Below are 20,722 nucleotides of genomic sequence, written 5' to 3'. Positions count from 1 at the left end.
GGACCCTTAGACTAAGAAAATTTTAAAAATCGTACTAACTATAGCGGGTTTTACCCCCTAATGCACGACAAAGCCCTCCCCGCGAAGGGGAGGGCAAGATCCGCTGCTTCTTAGAAGCGAACTGCGGAGTGAATCGGCATGTAGTTCAGGTCGCGCTCCTGAACCGGGACGCCGGAGTTAAGGGCGTCGATGATGGTGCCGTGGCCGGTGTAGATACCAACGTGGGAAGCACCACCGTAGTAAGCGATGATGTCACCCGGCTGCAGCTGATCCAGGGATACCGGGGTACCGGCGGCAGCCTGTGCCTGAGAGGTACGCGGGATCTGCTTGCCAGCCTGAGCGTATGCCCAGCTGGTCAGACCGGAGCAGTCAAAGGCGTTCGGGCCAGCGGCGCCGTATACGTACGGGGAGCCGATGACGGAGCGCGCTGCAGCCAGTGCCTTCTGGCCAACGGTCTGCTGTGCCGGAGCGGCCTGCTTGTGGCCAGCTGCTGCGTAGTTGGTGTTCTGCTGGTTAGAAACCTTACCCAGGGACGGAACGTAGCGGTCGATGTTCGGAACCTGGTCAATGTTCGGGACGTTTTCCAGACCTGCCACCTCAAAGCGGTAGTCAGTATTAGGTACGACGACCTCTGCTGCCTGTGCGACGCCCGGTGCGACGACGGCGGCGGTTGCAGCCAGTGCTGCAGTAGATGCGATGCGACGGGTGTTCTTCATGCCCTGACGACGGTGCTGTGCCATGAGTAAAACTCCAAATCTTCCTGCGCGCCTACTCCCTTTGTAAAGGAAGCTCTGACCCTGGGGGACTAGCGTTCGTTGGGAATCCGTTCCTTTAGGATTTCCTCCACTCGGCCCCTCAGTAGGAGGGGCCAGATGCGGCGCTGTAATTCTTCTGTTTAGATTGAGCACCTTTTCGGGCGGTAACTCAATGTCTCGAATAGGTTACGAAATCATCACAAGCAATGTCCATTCGCGACACCAAAATAACGTTTGTTATCGCTTCGTTACCTTCTGTTGACCTTGTCGAGATTTAACCTCCACATCGACGCTAGTTCCCACCAGGACTTGATGCTTTAAGTTCACAAGCTGCACAAACGACAGAGGATGGCAGACACCTGACCAAGAAATACCCTTACTAAGAAAACGATTAACAATTAAGAGGATTCTAAATTGTGACTTTCAGCACTAAGGCATATTGGCAGCCCCATCTCCCCCACCAATTTACTCCTTTACCGCACGCCTAGAGCCTTGTTTTCATCGCAACTGCGCCCTGCTTTGCCGCCTTTCCTTGCGGTGGTTCTAGCTAAACCGCTTTCCGACGCCCCTTAAGGCGCTCAATCGACGAGCGCAGCGTGCCTCAAGCCAATAGCCTTTCGGCATTCACACCTACCTGAGCCCACGCACTAGGCTCCTAAGGCTGTAAATCACGAGAGAACCACTAAACTCCGACAATACGAGCACCAGAACGTGTACTAAACCGACTGCACAACAACTTTCAGCAGCACTTCTTCAGATGCTCCAAGATTCATAAAGATTCTCAGGCACGCGACGCCCCCTTCGACAACTCTCGTAGCAGCCAGAAAAATGAGGACTGCGTTCGGAATCGATCTGTATATACGCAAGACCCGCCCTTGCTCCTTCAACAAGAGCAAGGGCGGGTCTGCGAGCGCGTTTCGAGTAGTCCTCAGGAAAAGCGGTTAGATGCGGCCGTTTTCCTCGTCCTCACGACGGTTAGCCTCGTTAAGGCGGCGGAACATCTCCGCTTCCTCGTCGTGATTATCGGAGTGGATTTCGTGTACTCGGCGCATGAGGGCCGAGTCATCAGGGCTGAAGGTGCCCTGGGTCTCGGAATCAGCGAGGCCGAGGTGGTTCAGCTGCTTCGGCACCTGAGCACCTGCGTACTCGAGCGGAACCGGGTGTCCATCGGCATCAACCGGGCCGAGCGGCTGGTGAACCTCGATGAAGGCACCATTCGGCATCTGCTTGATAACGCCGGTTTCAATACCGTGCTCCAGCACCTCGCGGTCAGAGCGCTGCAGACCAACACAAATGCGGTAGGTCATGAAGTACGCAATCGGAGGCAGCACGATGAGGCCGATACGACCAACCCAGGTCATAGCGTTCAGCGAAATCTGGAAGAAGTGTGCCACGTGGTCGTTACCACCGGAAAGGGTAACCAGCAGGAAGAACACGATCGCAGCCGCGCCGATAGCGGAGCGGGTAGGAACATCGCGCGGACGCTGCAGCAGGTTGTGGTGTGCATCGTCGCCGGTGAACTTCTTCTCCAAGAACGGGTACGCCATCAGCAGGACGACCATGAGGCCACACAGCAGGGCTACCCAGAACGCGGAAGGAATGGTGTAGTTGCCGATGTAGAGCTCCCATGCCGGCATGACACGAGCAACACCGTCAGTCCACAGCATGTAGATATCTGGCTGGGAACCAGCAGAAACCTGGGATGGGTTATAAGGTCCGAGCGTCCAGATTGCGTTGATGGTCAGCAGACCAGACATCAGCGCCAGTACGCCAGCAACCATCATGCCCATGCCGATAGCCTTAGTGGCAAAGACCGGCATAATGCGCACACCAACCACGTTGTTCTCTGCACGACCCGGTCCAGGGAACTGGGTGTGCTTCTGGAACCAAACCATAATCAGGTGGGCTGCAATCAAGCCAAGGATGATGCCCGGAATAACCAGAACGTGCAGGATGTAGAAACGATCCAACATCAGGTCAGACGGGAAGTCACCGCTAAAGATTGCCCAGTGCAGCCAGGTACCGATAATCGGCAGGCCCAGGATGATGGCGGACATGATTCGCAGACCAACACCGGAAAGCAGGTCGTCCGGCAGGGAGTAACCAAGGAAGCCCTCGATCATGCCCAGCAGGATAAGTGCGCAACCGATGATCCAGTTTGCCTCACGCGGACGACGGAATGCGCCGGTGAAGAAGATGCGCAGCATGTGCGCAACCATGGACATCATGAACAGCAAAGCTGCCCAGTGGTGCATCTGGCGCACGAACAGGCCACCACGAACTTCAAAGGAGATATCCAGCGCAGTGGCGTATGCGCGGGACATTTCTACACCATTAAGCGGTGCGTAGGTGCCGTCGTAAATGACCTTGGTGATGGACGGGTCGAAGAACAGCGCCAGATAGATACCGGTCAGTACAAGAATGATGAAGCTGTATAGCGCCATCTCACCAAGCATGAAGGACCAGTGGGTCGGAAAGACCTTGTTCAGCTGAGTCCTCAGCACGCCGGCGGCGCTATAGCGCTCATCCATATTGTTGCCCATTTGGGCGAGTTTATTGCTCATTATGACTTACGCTCCCAGAATGCCGGGCCGACAGGCTCAATGAAGTTGCCCTGTGCAACGAGGTAGCCCTCGTCATCCACCGTGATAGGCAGCTGTGGCAGTGCACGGGCAGCCGGGCCGAAGACCGGCTTTCCGTAGTGCAAAGCGTCGAACTGCGACTGGTGGCACGGGCACAGGATTCGGTTGGTCTGCGCCTCATACAGAGAGGTCGGGCAACCGATGTGGGTACAGATCTTGGAGTAGGCGTAGTAATCGCCGTGGTGGAAGTCTTCCTGACCTTCGCGCTCGATTGCCTTCTGGGCGTCGTGGTGACGCAGGCGAATCAGCATGACCGCATTGCGGTTGCCGTGAATCGAGTGCATGTGGTGCTCGTAGACATCGCGCTCGGCATCGTACTTGTCGCCATCGTTGACGTCTTCTTCTGCCAGCGGGAAGACGGTCTCCATGCCGCCTGCTGCCAGATCCTCCGGGCGCACACGAACCAAGCGGGTAACACCCTTGGTGCTGTAGTGCTCACCGGTTTCGCCAGAATGCTTCTCGGCGATAGTGCCGGTGTCGCGCGCCAGGTAGAGCTTGACGCCTTCATTGTGCAGGGTCCAACCGGAAGTCCACAGGGTGCCGTCGCCGGCATAGTTCATATTGTGGCGAACCTTCCAGGGGTTCTTGATTGCGCCGCCAAGCGGAGCAATCACGGTTAGACCGAACAGAACGCCGGCGCCGCCCAGCAGACCTTGGACGGTCTTGCGGCGACCCAGAGTCGAGGTCTTCCAAGAATCGTTCAGAAGGGCGGTCAGGGTACGGCGATCAACCTCTTCGGAAGGACCGTCGTGACGACGCTGCACGGAAATCTCTTCTGGGAGAATCTTCTTAACGTACTGAACGATGGCGATGCCCAAGCCGCAAATTGCGAGGGCAGCAGTAATACCCAGCAGAGGGGTGTAGAGAGTGTGCCAAATATGGCCCTCCTCCCCTAGCTGCTTGTACTGCCACGGCCAGAACAGATAAACGCCGAGGAACCCGAGACCGCCAATGACGGACAGGAACAACCAGATAGCAACGTTACGTCCAGCGCGCTTTTCAGCTGGGTCACCTTCGACTGGGAAACGTTCCTTACGGAACGCAACGGTGACGTCATCGAGCTCGGTACCAAGAGCAGCGAGTTCATCGTTGCTCATCCTGTCGAGCTCAGCGTTAGTGTAATTCTTCTTCACATTGCTCATGAGCGCGATCCAATCCACATAGCGGCAGCGCACAGGGCGCTAATACCGATAATCCACATTGCCAGGCCTTCCGCTACTGGGCCGAGACCACCAAGGTCCCAACCTGCTGGGGAAGGAGTTTCCTTTGCAGACTTGAGGTAGGCAATGATGTCCTTCTTCTCATCTGCGGTCAGCTGGCGGTCGGAGAACTTAGGCATGTTCTGCGGACCTGTCAGCATTGCCTGGTAGATCTCCTGCTCGCTTGCCGGAGCCAGCTCCGGAGCGAACTTACCGGAGGACAGAGCGCCGCCCTGGCCGGTGAAGTTGTGGCAGGAAGCGCAGTTCATGCGGAAGAGCTCGGAGCCCTTCGCTACGTCTTCTGCCTGGATTTCGCCATTGTAGTTAGCACCACGCAGCGATTCCTGAGCAACGCTTCCGTCGTCGTTGTAGACAATGTCTGCGCCGCCACCGTTGGCTGCAACATATGCAGCAAGAGCCAGAGTCTGCTGCTCGGTGTAGCGAGGAGCCTTGCGCTCTGCTTGGGCGTCGTTAGACATCATCGGCATACGGCCGGAGTGCACCTGGAAGTACACGGAACCAGCACCGATACCGACGAGGGACGGACCGCGACCTTCGATGCCCTGCAGATTGGCACCGTGGCAGGTGATACAAGCGGTGTCATAGATGTCCTTACCCTCTTGGACGAGGGCTTGGTCATCTTTTTCCGCCGTGGCGACCTGTGCGTCCGGGGTCAAGGCAGAAGCCAAGACGCCCGCACCGGACAGGCCAATCGCCAAAGCGAAGCCACCGGCAAGGGTGCGCTTCGCCTTGCGGCGACGGCGGGTCTTCTTAGCCGCCGCAGTGGTCTGCTCCACTGCCACGGACTGCGAATTGTTATCCATCATTTTCCTTTAGATAACTCGAACACGGGAGGACTGTTTGGGGATTGTGGCCAGTGCTACTGGACCAAGTAAATAACGGTGAAAACGCCGATCCACACAACGTCAACGAAGTGCCAGTAGTAGGACACTGCCATTGCTGCGGTCGCCTGTGCCGGCGTGAACTTGGACTTAGCAACGCGCGCGAGAATGATTGCAAAAGAAATCAGACCCGCGGTCACGTGCGCAGCGTGGAAGCCGGTGATGATGTAGAACACCGAACCGAAGACGCTGGACTGCACAGTCACACCTGCGTGAATCAACTCGGTCCACTCAAACGCCATGATGCCCAGGAACACAACGCCCAGTACCAGCGTTACGGTGTACCAGAGTCGAAGCTTGTAAACGTCACCCCTTTCTGCGGCAAACACGCCGAACTGCGAGGTCACAGAAGAAGAAATCAGCACTGCCGTAATGAGGAAACCCATGGGCAGGTTGATATGGGCGGTGTGCTCCGCCCAATCGCCTTCCTGACCGTTTGCTCGCGAGGTAAACCACATCGCGAACAGTCCGGCAAAGAACATCAATTCCTGAGACAGGAACACGATAGTGCCGACACTGACCATATTGGGTCGGTTCAGTGAGGCAGCACGTGGTGCTGTCATACCTTGGTTAGAAACTACGCTCGTCACAGTGGCTATTATGGCCGTTCCGGGCGCTGAAGTCACCTCGATTCCCCCCGCTTTCTCCATTCTTTTTTGATGCTTCGTCCAGCAAAAGGCCAGCAAGTCAGAGTCAAAAACTTTATTTTTCCAAACGGGAACTTTTCGCCCCGCTTTCCGACGTCCCATTGATGCAGGTGACACCACACGTCGGGCCCTACCCTGAAATTCCGAAGCACCCCGGCCACCCGACGCCTCCACTTATCGATGCACCAGTCCGTGTACCCGCCCCCGTTGCCTGGAGAGATAAATCACACTCCACGAGCTCCCTAAACGCCCCGCTTTACAACTTTCGAACGACCCCCGCAAAAATCGGCTCCTACGTGCCAGAATGCAGAAGAAGTGCCATCGCGAACATGCAGCAAGATCAGCCACTCCTCCCCCACCGGTAAAACTTTTGAAACTCTCGGGAACTTTCTTGCGTCGCGAACGACGCTGGATCGCCAAAGCCCTCCTAGCCATAGTGACTAGGAGGGCGGAGAAGTTTTAGGCAGGGATTCCTTTACATCGAGGAATTAGTGCTTTTCCTTCGGCAGGCCGTACTGGAGGGACAGGCCGGTGCAGGCCGCGATGAGGCAGACAGCGCCGAGGGCAATCAGCCAGAAGTAGAGGAAGATGATTCCCAAGCCAAGAAGGCCAATGGCGCCAGTCATAGCCAGCGGCCAGATGGAGCCTGGGGAGAAGAAGCCAAGGATGCCAGCGGCATCTTCAGTTTCTGCCTCTTCCCAATCCTCTGGCAGGACGTCACTGCGGTCATCAGTGAAGTGAAGGTAAGCACCCAGCATCATGCACAGCAGGAAGGCAAGGAACATGCCCACGATGCCAACCCACTCGGCACCGTAGAGGTAGCCATCGTCCTTAACGAAGGTGACGCCGAAGATGTAGACAATCAGCGAGACAAGAAGGTACGTCGCGATTGAGTAAAAGACTTTCGATGTTGCACGCATTGTGTTGTGTCCTTATCTCTTATGCCGCGGTGTTTACGTAGTTGTCGCCCTTAGCGGTGTCACGCTCGCCGGAGAACGGGTGGGTGGTTACCGCATATGGGTCCTGGCCGATTTCTTCCAGGGCTTCCGCGTTGGTGGCCTCTGGGTTGTCCTCTCGGAACTTCAGGTAGGTATTGAAGTCCTCCGGAGAGACAACGCGGATTTCAAAGTTCATCATCGAGTGGTAGGTACCGCACATCTCGGCACAACGGCCAACGAATGCGCCCTGCTTCTCAATCTTTTCCACCTGGAAGCTACGCTCCTGAGCGTTTGCCTCTGGGTGTGCGTAGACGTCGCGCTTGAACAAGAACTCCGGTACCCAGAATGCGTGGGACACGTCGCCGGAAGCGAGGCGGAACTCAATCGCAGTATCGGAAGGAAGAACCAGAACCGGAACCTCTTCGGTGGTACCGACGGTCTCAATCTTGTTGTAGTTCAGGTAGGAAAGGTCGCCCATGGACTTGCCGTGGATTGGGTTCGGGTTGTCCACACCCTCAGGGTCGTGAGCAGTCTTCTCTGCCTCAGCCTGACGCTCCTTGTCGGCGCCGTCGTAGTTCTCACCATTGACATGGTTCTCGGCGTAACCAAACTTCCAGTTCCACTGGAACGCGGTGACGTCGACGACAACCTTTGGATCCTTATCCAAGGCGGTGACCTTCTGCTGAGTCTGAACGGTAAAGAAGAACAGGCCCATGATGATGAGGATAGGGACGATGGTCAGAACCATCTCCAGTGGAACGTTGTACTGGATCTGGCGCGGGAACTCGCCCTTGCCATCCTTCTTTGCCTTCTTCGCGCCCCAGCGGAAGATTGCAGTGAGGAACAGGCCCCACATAATAAAACCAACGATCCATGCGGCAACCCAGACCCAAATCCAGAAGTTGTACATGGCCTCCGCCTCAGGGGTAATGCCCTTCGGCCAACCGAATCCCAGGAGGTTCTCTACAGCAGTTGGCGCCTGAACGTCACAACCTGCCAGAGCGAGTCCACCCAGGGCAAGTGCGCCAGCTACGCCCGCCTTACGGGCAAAGGTGCGCTTATTACGCTGTCCCACGTGTGTTCTGCCTTTCTGTCCACACAAAACTTCTCGAATACTCACAGAGCACTCTTACCCAATCAGAATAGAGGATAATTGCCAGATTCCCAGCCTGTTTAAAGGCATAAAAGGGCACCTAGTGCACTCATTTCATATTCTCCTTCAGGTAGGTTACCGCCCCACCTGCACAATGTTCCAACCGCACCCCCAGCAGCCACAGAATCCGTGTGCGCCAATTCACAGGGATCCGGCGGAACCATCATCCGAAAGTTCGCACCCCTATCGGGGAAGCTAATTCCAAGGCGGTCGGCAGGTTTCCTTAAGCCGTGGCGTGTTCTGGTTTCACGCCCTCTGGCCGTAAAGTGGGTGACTAGCAATAGACGCTTATATATAAGGAGCAATCTTTTCATGTGCGGACTTCTTGGCATGCTCGCCGCCACGGGCAACGTAGATAAGTACGTTGACGCGCTGGAACGTTCCCTGCCCTGCATGCGCCACCGCGGCCCAGATGCGGCCGGCACGTGGCATGACGGCGATGCCGCCTTCGGCTTCAACCGCCTGTCCATTATTGACTTGGAGCACTCCCATCAGCCCCTCCGCTGGGGCCCAGAGGACGAGCCCGACCGCTACGCCATGACCTTTAATGGCGAAATCTACAACTACGTGGAGCTGCGCGAGGAGCTCAAGGGCCTCGGCTACACCTTCCACACCGAGGGCGATGGCGAGCCCATCGTGGTGGGCTACCACCACTGGGGCAAGGACGTAGTCAACCATCTGCGCGGCATGTTCGGCATTGTCATCTGGGACACCCACACCAAGACGATGTTTGCCGCTCGCGACCAATTTGGCATCAAGCCGCTGTATTACGCCACTACCGAGGCGGGTACCGTTTTCGCTTCGGAGATGAAGTGCATCTTGGAGATGGCGGATCAGCTCGGTCTAGATCTCAACCTTGACCGTCGCGCCATTGAACACTACGTGGACCTGCAATACGTCCCGGAGCCAGAATCCCTCCACGCGAATATTCGCCGCGTAGAATCCGGCTGCACTGTTACCCTTCGTCCAGGCGAAGACGTTGTCGCCGAGCGCTACTTCAAGCCTCGCTTCCCTGTGCAGCAGGTTAAGCAAGGCGAAGAGCAGCAGCTATTTAACCGCATTGCGGAGGCGCTGGAAGATTCCGTCGCTAAGCACATGCGTGCCGACGTCACCGTGGGTTCCTTCCTATCCGGCGGCATTGACTCCACCGCTATTGCCACTCTGGCCAAGCGCCACAACCCGGATCTACTGACTTTTACCACCGGCTTTGAGCGCGAGGGCTATTCTGAGGTCGATGTCGCGGCAGAGTCCGCGGAAGCTATTGGTGTGGAGCACATCGTCAAGATTGTCTCCCCCGAAGAATATGCCGAGTCCATCCCGAAGATCATGTGGTACCTGGACAATCCGGTGGCTGACCCCTCGCTGGTCCCGCTGTACTTTGTGGCGCAGGAAGCCCGCAAACATGTCAAGGTAGTTCTTTCCGGCGAGGGCGCGGACGAGCTCTTTGGTGGCTACACCATCTACAAGGAACCACTATCCCTCGCGCCGTTTGAGAAGATCCCGTCGCCGCTGCGTCGCGGACTGGGCAAGCTCTCCCAGGTTCTACCGGAGGGCATGAAGGGCAAGTCCCTGCTTAATCGCGGCTCGATGACGATGGAAGAGCGCTACTACGGCAACGCTCGTTCCTTCAACTTTGAGCAGATGCAGCGCGTTATCCCGTGGGCAAAGCGCGAATGGGACCACCGCGAGGTTACCGCCCCCATCTACGCCCAGTCCAAGGACTTTGATCCGGTTGCCCGCATGCAGCATTTGGATCTATTCACTTGGATGCGCGGTGACATCCTGGTCAAGGCCGATAAGATCAATATGGCCAACTCCCTGGAGCTGCGCGTGCCATTCCTAGACAAGGAAGTCTTCAAGGTTGCCGAGTCCATCCCATATGACCTGAAGATTTCGCACGGCACCACCAAGTACGCCCTGCGCAAGGCCATGGAGCAGATCGTCCCGGCGCATGTACTGCACCGCAAGAAGCTGGGCTTCCCAGTGCCGATGCGCCACTGGCTGGCCGGCGATGAGCTATACGGCTGGGCCCAGGACACCATCAATGAATCCCAGACCGAGGACATCTTCAACAAGAAGGAAGTTCTCGAGATGCTCAAGGAGCACCGAGATGGCGTTTCCGATCACTCCCGCCGCTTGTGGACCGTGCTGTCCTTTATGATTTGGCACGGCATCTTTGTGGAAAAGCGCATCGATCCGCAGATCGAGCAGCGCGACTACCCGGTCAAGCTCTAAGAGCCTTCCACACAAAAAAGAGGGTGGGTGCCAGTGGCACCCACCCTCTTTGTATTTCCTTCTCTTTAGTTGAAGGAATCGCCACAAGCGCAAGAGCCGGTGGCATTCGGGTTATCAATGGTGAAACCCTGGGACTCGATGGTGTCAGCGAAGTCAATCTTGGCACCGGTCAGGTAGGGAACGGACATCTTGTCCACAACGAGGTTTACGCCGCCTACCTGGTCAACCTTGTCACCGTCCAAAGTGCGGTCATCAAAGTAGAGCTGGTAGCGCAGGCCAGCGCAGCCACCAGGCTGGACGGCAATGCGCAGGGAGAGATCGTCGCGGCCTTCCTGATCAAGCAGCGCCTTTGCCTTTGCGGCTGCTGCTTCAGTCAGAATGACGCCGGTTGCGGAAGCTGGAGCGGTCATCACTTCTCCTCAATAAGTATTGGATTCGTTGCCACTACCCTACCCGGTTAGTTCAGGTGGGAAAAGGTAGCCCATACCTACAACACCATCTGGGCCGGGCCTATTCCCCTATTCACACCTACACCTTGTAGTGTGAGGAACGTGAAACTCCCGTGGCAAAAAGATGATAAGACCTCCACTGAGCCTGCTCCTGTACAGGACAAAGCTCAGGCAGAAGTTCAGGAAGTGCCCCAGCGCAAGGGCTACACCCCACCGAAGGGTCGTCCTACGCCAAAGCGCGCAGAGCAAGAGATTGCACGCGGCGTAAAGCGCGATCCCAATGGCATGTCCGATGCGCAGCGGTACCAGCATCGCAAGGACATGAAGAAGTCCATGAGCAAGGACGAGTGGAAGGAATATAAGAAGAAGGAGCGCCAAGAGCGCCAGCAGGCCAACCGCGAACAGCAGGCCCGCATGGCAGAGGGCGATCCGCGCTTCCTGCCCGCCCGCGACCAGGGTGAAGTGCGCGCCTATGTGCGCGATTGGGTGGATGCCCGCCGCAGCCTGAGCAACTGGGTCATGCCGATGGCCTTGGTGCTCATCGTGGTCATGTTCTTGACCTACGCGGTACCCAGCATTGCAACAATCATCAACGCGGTAGCGATGGTTATCCTCGTTATCTTCGCCATCGAGGGCGTCATTTTGGCCCGCCGCTGCAATAATGCCGTGCGAGCCAAGTTCCCCGGCACCACCGAAGCCGGCTTTAGCCTTGGCTTTTATGCGTATTCTCGCGCCAGCCAGCCGCGCAAGTGGCGCATCCCGCGCCCCCGCGTGGAGCTCGGCGCTGACGTTTAGGGAGGACTGCTCATGGCCATTGCGCAGCCCGATAAGCAGGCACATACCGCACAGGACGCACAGCTCGCCCCTTGGGGGCGCCTGACCGACGCCGCTCAATGGCTGGCTGCTTGCCAAGGCGCGGCCCCTGCCCGTGAGCCGCGGCGCGTGCGGGCCGTGATTTTCGCGGATCAAGAGACCTCGCTTTCGGCCGCTGAGACCGCCGCGCGTCGCGCCGAGGCCGGGCTGAATGTAGTCACCGTGACGGATTATTCCCAGGCCTACAGCCTTGGAGCCGCAACAGCGGATGCGGAAATTGATGCCGGGGCTGACCTACTGATTCCCGGCGGCGAAGAGCTCGCCCGAGTACCGGCCGTGGTAATGGCAACTATGACGCAAACGGAACCGGTAGTGATCGTCGGCAAGCAGCGCAGCGTGGAAGACTGGAAGCGCGAGGTCACCGCAATCCGGGACGCCATGTTCCGCGTACGCAACCTCGAGGGCATGGAGCTGGTTGAATCGTGCCAGTCCACCGTGCTAGCAGCCACGGTGGGGTTCATTGCCCGGGCCGCGGAGCGCCGTACACCCCTGCTTATCGACGCCCCCTTGACCGCCACCGCCGCGCTTCTTGCTGAGCGCGATAATCCCGGTGTGAAAGACTGGCTCTTCGCCACCTCCCTATCCACTGCCCCTGCGCACAAGTTGGCACTGGAAAAGCTAGGGCTCCACCCCCTGATGGAACTGGGAATGGAGCCACAACCTACGCTCGGTGCCCTCGCGGCGCTGCCACTGCTGCTCACCGGAGTGGAGATCGCCGCGGACGCCTAAGCGGGGGACTACTTCACTAGGGTATGGAGCCAACCGTGGGCATCCTCCACTGCGCCGCGCTGGATTCCGGTGAGGCGCTCGCGCAGGGCCATGGTGTTCTCACCCGCTTCATTCCCATTGACCTGGAAATCCGCAGAATCTCCCATTACGTGACCCACCGGCGTAATAACCGCGGCAGTGCCACAAGCAAAGGCCTCCGACATTTCGCCGGATTCGGCATCGCGCTGCCACTCTTCGGTAGTAATGCGGCGCTCGGTGACCTTGTAGCCCAAATCCTGCGCTACCTGCAATAGCGATTCGCGGGTAATGCCGGGCAGCAAGGATCCCGATAGTTCTGGTGTAACAATCTCCGCGCTATCACCAGAGCCATACACAAACATCAGGTTCATTCCGCCCATCTCCTCGATGTAACGGCGCTCAATCGCGTCCAACCAGACCACCTGGTCACAGCCCTTTTCATCTGCCTGGGCCTGCGCCAAGAGCGAGCCTGCGTAGTTGCCCGCAAACTTGGCCGCGCCGGTGCCGCCAGGGGCTGCGCGCACGTAGTCGGTGGATAGCCACACCGAAACCGGCTTGATCCCGCCGCTGAAGTAGGAACCCGCTGGGGAGGCAATGAGCACATAGCGGTAGGAATTGGCGGGGTGAACGCCCAAGGAGACCTCGGTGGAGATCATAAACGGGCGCAGGTACAGCGCTGCTTCCCCGCCGGCTTCTGGTACCCAGTCCTGATCCGCTTCCACCAATTGGCGCAGAGACTCGATAAACTCCTCCTGCGGAAGCTCGGGCATAGCCAGGCGCTCAGCGGAGTTGATAAAGCGCTGCGCATTGTGGTCCGGCCGGAAAGTAGCGATAGAACCATCCGGCTGACGGTAGGCCTTGATGCCCTCAAAGATAGCCTGCCCATAATGGAATACGTTGCTGGCAGGTTCCATGGTCATCGGTCCGTATGGGCGCACCTGAGCATCGTGCCATCCCTTTTCTTCGGTCCAGTCAATGGTGACCATGTGGTCTGTAAAGTGCTTGCCAAAGCCGGGATTGGCGAGGATATCGCTCAATTCTTCCGCGGACGTAGGGGTATCGTTACGAGTAATCGTGTAATCAAGCATGCCCACAATCTACCCCTTTATCTATAGCGAGGCAGGAATAAGTTCATCACCGCGCGGTACAGTGGTGGGAAGATTGATAAGCCTTTCCATAAAGGAGGAGACAATGGCACAGTCCGATCTACCAGCACGCGGCCACTTTCCCCAGGTAAAGCTGGGAAAGAAGGTTCCTAAGAAGGCGGAAGCTCTACTTATCGCCGCTTTCGAGGGCGAAGGCGGCCTAGAACTGCCAGGCACCGAATTACTTGGGGGCGCAGCGCTGCGCTCCACTTATGAGGCGCTGGTGGCCGTCGGGGCCTCTGGCAAGGCCGGCGAAGTCACGCGCGTGCCGGCTCCGGCTAAGGCGGGTGTAGCATCCATCATCGCCGTTGGCTTGGGCGATGCGGAAGAAGTAGACGATGAGACGCTGCGCCGCGCCGCCGGCCAGGCCGCGCGTTCCATCACCAAGGTGGGGGCCGTAGCCACCTCCCTGGGCGATTTCGGTATCACCCCAGTGGTGGAAGGCCTCATCCTCGGCGGCTATAAGTATTCTGGCCTGCGCTCCGAGTCGGCCGCGGAGACCACCACTTTCACCGTGGTGGCGGAGAAGTCCGCACAAAAGGAATTCGACAGCGCCAAGATTACCGCCGAGTCCGTTCTCATCGCCCGCGACCTCGTCAATACCCCTTCCAACCTGCTCTACCCAGAAACCTATGCCGAATTCCTCTCTGCCCAAGCGGCAGAGGCCGGCCTTGAAGTCGAGGTCTTGGACGAAAAGGCGCTGGAAAAGCAGGGCTTTGGCGGCATCATGGCCGTCGGTCGCGGATCCGCCCGCCCGCCGCGCTTGGTCCGCTTGAGCTGGAAGCCGAAGAAGGCCAAGCGCCACGTCGCCCTAGTAGGCAAGGGCATTACCTTTGATACCGGCGGAATTTCCCTGAAGCCGGGCGCCAAGATGTGGGACATGATTTCTGACATGGGCGGTTCCGCTGCAATGGCCGCCGCCATCATCGCTGCGGCAAAGCTGAACCTGAAGGTGGGCATCACCGCTACCCTGCCGCTGGCAGAAAACATGCCGGGCAGCGATGCCACCCGCCCGGGTGACGTCATCACCCACTACGGCGGCATTACCTCCGAGGTACTCAACACTGACGCGGAGGGCCGCCTCGTGCTTGCCGACGCCATTGCGCGCGCCAGCGAAGACAACCCCGATTACCTCATCGAAACCGCGACCTTGACCGGCGCCCAGATGGTCGCCCTGGGTGAGCGCACCGCCGGCGTGATGGGCTCGGAAGAATTCCGCGATCGCATGGCCGAGATTGGCCGCGAGGTGGGCGAAAAGGCATGGGCCATGCCTTTGCTAGAGGAACACGAGGAATCCGTGAAGTCCGCCAGCGCCGATATCCGCAATATCAACGCCAAGCGTGAGGGCGGCATGGAATACGCCGGCACCTACCTCCAGCACTTCGTGGGCGAGGGAATCGAATGGGCCCATATCGATGTGGCTGGCCCTTCCTTCAACACCACGGGCCCTTATGGATACACCCCGAAGATGGGCACCGGCGTGCCCACCCGCACGGTGGTTGCCGCCCTGCGCGAGATTGCTGAATTAAAGTAGCACCACAACAGGCTTGTTGCGTTTAGAATCCTAGAGGCATGAAGCCTGCTTTAATCATCGTTGACGTACAACATGACTTCTGCCCCGGCGGCGCCTTAGGCACCGAGCGGGGCAATGAGGTCGCTGCAAAAATCGCCTCCCTGCAACAGGACTACGAAACCGTCGTAGCCACGCAGGATTGGCACATCGATCCGGGTTCTCACTTTTCAAAGGACCCGGATTTTGTCGATTCTTGGCCAGTGCACTGCGTAGCCGACTCCCACGGGGCGGCCATGCATGAGGCCATCGGGCCGGCGCAAGCCTACTTCCGCAAAGGTGAATACACCGCGGCCTATTCCGGATTCGAGGGCGCTGCGAACGGTACCTTGCTCGCTGACTGGTTGCGCGAGCGCCACATAGACGCCGTGGATATCGTGGGCATTGCCACCGATCACTGCGTGCGCGCCACGGCCGCCGACGCCTTGAGAGAAGGGTTCACCGTCCGCGTACTGCGTGAGTACTGCTCCCCCGTTGATGATGCCCGTGGCGAGACCGCGTTGCAGGAATTGGCCGCTGCCGGTGCCACCATCTGCTAGGCGCACGACAACGCCTACGGCCCTCGAACCGAATCTGGTTCGAGGGCCGTAGGCGTCTCTCTACAAAGTGTTTCCATGTATCAGCTAAAGCAGCCGCCCTCTGGAAACGGGAGGGGTTCTCTCTATCTCTCTCGCATGCGCTCTCTCAAACGCATGATTTAAGTATGGGGTATCGAAATTGGATTCGGGTGTCAAGTACCTGAAAGTTTCCTGTTGAAAGATGCCACCAAGGCTCCTACTACCTCACCTCGACAAATGCGTCTCCACCAAATTGGCGAAAGCTCTGCGCTACGCGAGACGATTGTTATAGGGTGATCTGCGTCCCCACGGGTGCCCGAGCACGGGCTGAGAGTGCGCTAAAGCTGCGCATAGACCGTTCGAACCTGTTTGGTTAATACCTACGAAGGAAGAGAGGAGCGCTTGCCATGACGGCTGCCCCAGAAAACCACCCTAAGCATTCCTATTCCCCCATTCACCACGACGGTCTAGAAGTTCCAGAGACCGAAATCCAACTGGATGATTCCCCACAAGGCCCCAATGAGCCCTTCCGCGTCTACCGCACGCGTGGGCCAGAATGCGCACCTGAAGTGGGGCTACCGGCCCTGCGCAGCGAGTGGATTAGCGAGCGCGGAGATACCAAAGAGTACACCGGTCGCGGCCGCGAGCTGGCTGACGATGGACGTGCCGCACAGCGCCGCGGGGCGTCTTCCCAAGAGTGGAAAGGCTCTAAGCGCCCGCCGCTTAAGGCTCAGCCTGGGCGCCGCGTAACTCAAATGCACTACGCCCGCCAAGGAATCATCACCCGCGAAATGGAATTCGTAGCACTGCGTGAGCACTGCGATCCGGAATTCGTCCGCGCTGAGGTAGCTCGCGGCCGCGCCATTATCCCTAATAATGTCAACCACCCCGAGTCTGAGCCCATGATCATTGGGCGAAAATTTCTCACCAAAATCAACGCCAATATTGGTAACTCCGCGGTTACCTCCTCCATCGAGGAAGAAGTGTCCAAACTGCGCTGGGCTACCCAGTGGGGCGCGGACACCGTAATGGATCTTTCCACTGGTGACGATATCCACACCACCCGCGAGTGGATTCTGCGCAATTCCCCAGTTCCCATTGGCACCGTGCCTATTTACCAAGCATTGGAAAAGGTCAATGGCGTGGCAGAGGATCTGACCTGGGAAATCTTCCGCGATACCGTCATCGAGCAATGCGAACAGGGCGTGGACTATATGACCATTCACGCCGGTGTGCTCTTGGCGTATGTACCGCTAGCAAGCAATCGCGTGACCGGCATTGTCAGCCGCGGTGGCTCCATCATGGCGGGATGGTGCCTTGCTCACCACAAAGAGTCATTTCTGTACGAGCACTTCGATGAGCTGTGCGAGATTTTCGCTCAATACGATGTTGCATTTTCGCTTGGCGACGGCCTGCGCCCCGGCAGCCTTGCCGATGCCAACGACGCCGCCCAATTTGCAGAGCTAAAGACTATCGGCGAACTTACCCGCCGCGCCTGGGAGTATGACGTCCAAGTCATGGTGGAAGGCCCCGGACACGTGCCGCTCAACATGATTCAAGAAAACAACGAACTCGAACAGGACTGGGCTTCAGATGCCCCCTTCTATACCCTCGGCCCTCTAGTTACCGATATCGCCCCTGGCTATGATCACATCACTTCCGCCATCGGTGCCGCCCATATCGCAATGGGTGGTACAGCCATGTTGTGCTATGTCACGCCGAAGGAGCATTTGGGACTGCCCAACCGCGATGATGTAAAAACTGGTGTCATTACTTATAAGATTGCGGCGCATTCAGCGGACGTTGCCAAGGGACATCCAGGCGCCCGCGCTTGGGACGATGCCATGAGCAAGGCCCGCTTTGAATTTCGCTGGAATGACCAATTTGCGCTCTCCCTCGACCCCGAGACCGCTCAGGCCTATCACGATGAAACGTTGCCTGCTGAGCCAGCAAAGACCGCACACTTTTGTTCCATGTGTGGGCCGAAGTTCTGCTCCATGCGCATCAGCCAAGACATCCGCGAGATGTTCGGCGGGCAAATGGCCGAGCTGGGCATGCCGACGCTGGGCGACCAGGTCCGCGCGGCAGCCCACGGCTCAGCACCAGAGGAAGGTATGCAGGAAAAATCCGCCGAATTCCGCCGCAACGGGTCTCAAATTTATTTACGCGAGGATGCTGACCTAGCTTAGCTCTCGCCCTGTATCGGGATTTTCGCCGCGCTCAAATCGGGCGCGGCGTTGCCTTTGCTCTTCCCTTTTGCGCAAGATGCGCTGCCTTTCCATGCGATCGCGCATTCGCTGCGGATAGCCGGTTTCTTCTACATCATAAATATCGCAGCTCAATAGTTTGGCCACCGCATCTATGCCTTTCGGCCCGCCAATACGGCGCCGGATAAAATCGCCGTTTTCATCCACAACGACAACGGACATCTCATTAACTACCGTTTCCGGCTCCACAAAGGCTTCTACAAAAGCCTTTCCGGCGGCCCACTGTTGCAGATCCTGCGCGTCTTCCGGGCGGACGGTCTCCCCCGGTCCGCGGGGTGGTCGCAGCGACGATCTGGACTTATTGCGGCGGAAAGGGTTGAACATAATTGCCTAGCTTACCCGGAAGGAGGGTAGTTACTAACCCCACATCTGCACGAGGGTGAGCATCACGCTGTAAGATTGTCGGGTAGCGATAGAACACTTCCAACTTTCGAGGAGTCTTATAACTCATGGCGAACTCCGTTGAGATGCCCGAGCTGGGCGAATCCGTAACCGAAGGCACCATCACGCAGTGGCTGAAGTCCGTCGGCGACACCGTCGAGGTCGACGACCCATTGCTCGAGGTCTCCACCGATAAGGTCGATACTGAAATCCCCTCCCCCGTAGCCGGCACCATTATTGAAATTAAGGCTGACGAGGATGACACCATCGAGGTTGGCGAAGTCATCGCCATCATCGGTGACGAGGATGAGGCAGGCTCCGCATCCAACGACTCCTCCGCTGATAAGGGCGAGGAAGAAGCAGAAGAAAAGAAGGAAGAGCCGAAGGCTGACTCCTCCAACGGCGACTCCGGCGACGCAGCCGACGTGGAAATGCCAGAACTCGGCGAATCCGTCACCGAGGGCACCATCACCCAGTGGCTCAAGTCCGTTGGCGACACCGTCGAGGTAGACGAACCACTGCTCGAGGTCTCCACCGACAAGGTCGACACCGAAATTCCTTCCCCAGTAGCAGGCACCCTGGTAGAAATCCTCGCCGACGAGGACGACACCATCGAGGTCGGCGAAGTCATCGCCCGCATCGGCGACGAAAACGCCACCGCATCCTCCTCCGAGGCCAAGCCAGAGCCACAGGAAGAAAAGAAGGAAGAGCCCAAGGCAGAAGAAAAGGAAGAGGCGAAGGCTGACTCCTCCAACGGCGGCTCCGGCGACGCAGCCGACGTGGAAATGCCAGAACTCGGCGAATCCGTCACCGAAGGCACCATCACCCAGTGGCTCAAGTCCGTTGGCGATACCGTCGAGGTAGACGAGCCACTGCTCGAGGTCTCCACCGACAAGGTCGACACCGAAATTCCTTCCCCAGTAGCAGGCACCCTGGTAGAAATCCTCGCCGACGAGGACGACACCATCGAGGTCGGCGAAATCATCGCCCGCATCGGCGACGAAAACGCCACCGCATCCTCCTCCGAGGCCAAGCCAGAGCCACAGGAAGACAAGAAGGAAGAGCCACAGGCCGAAGAAAAGGAAGAGAAGAAGCCAGAACCGAAGGCTGAGGAGAAGAAGGAGTCCAAGCAGGATTCCTCCCTGAACACCTCTGCCAAGGTCAATAACGGCGACAACGTTCCTTATGTCACCCCACTGGTACGCAAGCTGGCTGAAAAGCACGGCGTAGACCTCAACACCGTTGAGGGCACCGGCGTGGGCGGCCGTATCCGCAAGCAGGACGTGCTCGCCGCTGCTGGCGAGGGCGATGCACCTGCCAAGTCTGGCGCACAGTCCGATAACTCCCCTCGCGCGCGTTGGTCCACCAAGTCCGTGGATCCGGCCAAGCAGGAGCTCATCGGCACCACCCAGAAGGTCAACCGCATCCGCGAAATCACCGCCGCCAAGATGGTCGAGGCACTGCAGATTTCCGCGCAGCTTACCCACGTTCAGGAAGTCGACATGACTGCCATCTGGGATATGCGCAAGAAGAACAAGCAGGCGTTCATCGACAAGCACGGTGCCAACCTGTCCTTCCTGCCATTCATCGTGAAGGCTACCGCCGAGGCTCTGGTCTCCCACCCGAACGTCAATGCGTCTTATAACCCAGAGACCAAGGAGATGACCTACCACTCGGACGTCAACATCGCTATCGCCGTTGACACCCCGAAGGGCCTGCTCACCCCGGTCATCCACAAGGCACAGGATTTGACCCTGCCGCAGATCGCTCAGCAGATTGCAGAGCTCGCTGATAAGGCCCGCAATAACAAGCTGAAGCCGAACGATCTCACCGGTGCTACCTTCACCGTGACCAACATCGGTTCCGAGGGCGCCATGCTCGATACCCCGATCTTGGTTCCGCCACAGGCCGGCATCCTGGGCACCGCGGCTATTGAAAAGCGCCCGGTCGTTGTCAACGAGAATGGCCAGGACGCCATCGCCATCCGCCAGATGTGCTACCTGCCATTCACCTACGATCACCAGGTAGTTGACGGTGCGGACGCAGGCCGCTTCATCACCACCATCAAGGACCGCCTGCAGACCGCTGACTTCCAGGCAGACCTCGAAGTCTAAAGGTTCTATCGCCGCTTAAAGCCTCTTAGCCCCACTGCGGGGCTAAGAGGCTTTAGCTATGTCTGGGGTGCCAAGTGGGGGTGACGGATCCGAAAACGCCGGACTAATCCATCCCTTTTTATTCGAGGTGTTGGGGGAGACTTGCCCC

At 58.1% G+C, this 20,722-nt stretch carries 17 protein-coding genes and 1 riboswitch; of the genes, 7 read left to right on the top strand and 10 right to left on the bottom strand.

The features are described 5' to 3' along the window. Nucleotides 1–110: 110 nt before the first annotated feature. The 7 genes from I6J28_RS06070 to ctaC all read right to left on the bottom strand — a co-directional run bounded on the left by I6J28_RS06070 (nt 111) and on the right by ctaC (nt 8,158). Complete coding sequence (locus tag I6J28_RS06070) at nt 111–740, bottom strand: C40 family peptidase (protein WP_204608313.1); 630 nt, start codon at nt 738–740, stop codon at nt 111–113. A gap of 956 nt (nt 741–1,696) precedes the next feature. Next, the gene (gene qcrB / locus I6J28_RS06065; RefSeq protein ID WP_204608311.1) at nt 1,697–3,319 is read right to left on the bottom strand and encodes a cytochrome bc1 complex cytochrome b subunit; all 1,623 of its coding nucleotides are present in this window, start codon (nt 3,317–3,319) and stop codon (nt 1,697–1,699) included. Continuing rightward, a complete protein-coding gene (qcrA, locus tag I6J28_RS06060; protein ID WP_204608309.1) occupies nt 3,319–4,539 on the bottom strand; it encodes a cytochrome bc1 complex Rieske iron-sulfur subunit in 1,221 nt (406 codons plus the stop codon). The genes qcrB and qcrA overlap by 1 nt, the downstream gene beginning before the upstream one ends. Further along, nucleotides 4,536–5,423: a cytochrome bc1 complex diheme cytochrome c subunit gene (gene qcrC / locus I6J28_RS06055; RefSeq protein ID WP_005324465.1), complete on the bottom strand. Its 888-nt coding sequence runs from the start codon at nt 5,421–5,423 to the stop codon at nt 4,536–4,538. The genes qcrA and qcrC overlap by 4 nt, the downstream gene beginning before the upstream one ends. Before the next feature lie 53 nt (nt 5,424–5,476). After that, on the bottom strand, nt 5,477–6,088 hold the full coding sequence (ctaE, locus tag I6J28_RS06050) for an aa3-type cytochrome oxidase subunit III (protein ID WP_430516378.1): 612 nt from the start codon (nt 6,086–6,088) through the stop codon (nt 5,477–5,479). A 545-nt stretch (nt 6,089–6,633) separates the two neighbouring features. Continuing rightward, nucleotides 6,634–7,065, bottom strand: coding sequence for an aa3-type cytochrome oxidase subunit IV (gene ctaF / locus I6J28_RS06045; protein ID WP_005328946.1), 432 nt, complete (start codon nt 7,063–7,065; stop codon nt 6,634–6,636). A gap of 19 nt (nt 7,066–7,084) precedes the next feature. Continuing rightward, nucleotides 7,085–8,158, bottom strand: a complete 1,074-nt coding sequence (gene ctaC, locus I6J28_RS06040) for an aa3-type cytochrome oxidase subunit II (RefSeq protein WP_204608307.1) — start codon at nt 8,156–8,158, stop codon at nt 7,085–7,087. 390 nt (nt 8,159–8,548) lie between these two features. On the opposite strand from ctaC, the gene asnB reads away from it, so the two are divergent. After that, a complete protein-coding gene (gene asnB, locus I6J28_RS06035) occupies nt 8,549–10,471 on the top strand; it encodes an asparagine synthase (glutamine-hydrolyzing) (protein ID WP_204608305.1) in 1,923 nt (640 codons plus the stop codon). A gap of 65 nt (nt 10,472–10,536) precedes the next feature. On the opposite strand, the gene I6J28_RS06030 is transcribed toward asnB, so the two are convergent. After that, a complete protein-coding gene (locus tag I6J28_RS06030; protein ID WP_005324455.1) occupies nt 10,537–10,881 on the bottom strand; it encodes a HesB/IscA family protein in 345 nt (114 codons plus the stop codon). A 141-nt stretch (nt 10,882–11,022) separates the two neighbouring features. On the opposite strand from I6J28_RS06030, the gene I6J28_RS06025 reads away from it, so the two are divergent. Next, nucleotides 11,023–11,715, top strand: coding sequence for a DUF3043 domain-containing protein (locus I6J28_RS06025; protein ID WP_204608303.1), 693 nt, complete (start codon nt 11,023–11,025; stop codon nt 11,713–11,715). Between the two features lie 12 nt (nt 11,716–11,727). Next, nucleotides 11,728–12,522: a nicotinate-nucleotide--dimethylbenzimidazole phosphoribosyltransferase gene (locus tag I6J28_RS06020; protein ID WP_204608301.1), complete on the top strand. Its 795-nt coding sequence runs from the start codon at nt 11,728–11,730 to the stop codon at nt 12,520–12,522. Nucleotides 12,523–12,530: 8 nt separating this feature from the next. Here the strand turns inward: I6J28_RS06020 and I6J28_RS06015 are convergent, their stop codons facing one another. Further along, entirely contained in the window at nt 12,531–13,628 is a 1,098-nt protein-coding gene (locus I6J28_RS06015; RefSeq protein ID WP_430516377.1) for a branched-chain amino acid aminotransferase, read from the bottom strand. Nucleotides 13,629–13,731: 103 nt separating this feature from the next. Here I6J28_RS06015 and I6J28_RS06010 point away from each other — a divergent pair, with 103 nt between their 5' ends. The 3 genes from I6J28_RS06010 to thiC all read left to right on the top strand — a co-directional run bounded on the left by I6J28_RS06010 (nt 13,732) and on the right by thiC (nt 18,001). After that, nucleotides 13,732–15,219: a leucyl aminopeptidase gene (locus I6J28_RS06010; RefSeq protein WP_204608297.1), complete on the top strand. Its 1,488-nt coding sequence runs from the start codon at nt 13,732–13,734 to the stop codon at nt 15,217–15,219. A 38-nt stretch (nt 15,220–15,257) separates the two neighbouring features. Further along, a complete protein-coding gene (locus tag I6J28_RS06005) occupies nt 15,258–15,794 on the top strand; it encodes an isochorismatase family protein (RefSeq protein WP_204608295.1) in 537 nt (178 codons plus the stop codon). Between the two features lie 316 nt (nt 15,795–16,110). Next, a riboswitch (TPP riboswitch) is annotated at nt 16,111–16,221 on the top strand. Then, the gene (gene thiC / locus I6J28_RS06000) at nt 16,220–18,001 is read left to right on the top strand and encodes a phosphomethylpyrimidine synthase ThiC (RefSeq protein ID WP_204608293.1); all 1,782 of its coding nucleotides are present in this window, start codon (nt 16,220–16,222) and stop codon (nt 17,999–18,001) included. It overlaps the preceding riboswitch by 2 nt. Here the strand turns inward: thiC and I6J28_RS05995 are convergent. Continuing rightward, entirely contained in the window at nt 17,993–18,403 is a 411-nt protein-coding gene (locus I6J28_RS05995; RefSeq protein WP_204608291.1) for an oxidoreductase, read from the bottom strand. The two genes, thiC and I6J28_RS05995, sit on opposite strands and share 9 nt — an antisense overlap. Nucleotides 18,404–18,528: 125 nt before the next feature. Here I6J28_RS05995 and sucB point away from each other — a divergent pair, with 125 nt between their 5' ends. Continuing rightward, nucleotides 18,529–20,574 carry a 2-oxoglutarate dehydrogenase, E2 component, dihydrolipoamide succinyltransferase gene (gene sucB, locus I6J28_RS05990; protein WP_204608289.1) on the top strand — a complete coding sequence of 682 codons (2,046 nt, stop codon included), beginning with the start codon at nt 18,529–18,531 and terminating at the stop codon, nt 20,572–20,574. The last annotated feature ends 148 nt before the right edge of the window (nt 20,575–20,722 follow it).

The organism is Corynebacterium tuberculostearicum, from assembly GCF_016894265.1.
GTDB classification, from domain to species: domain Bacteria; phylum Actinomycetota; class Actinomycetes; order Mycobacteriales; family Mycobacteriaceae; genus Corynebacterium; species Corynebacterium tuberculostearicum_D.
Note: the sequence above shows the minus strand (reverse complement) of the source record. Positions and strands in the feature narration are given on the sequence as shown.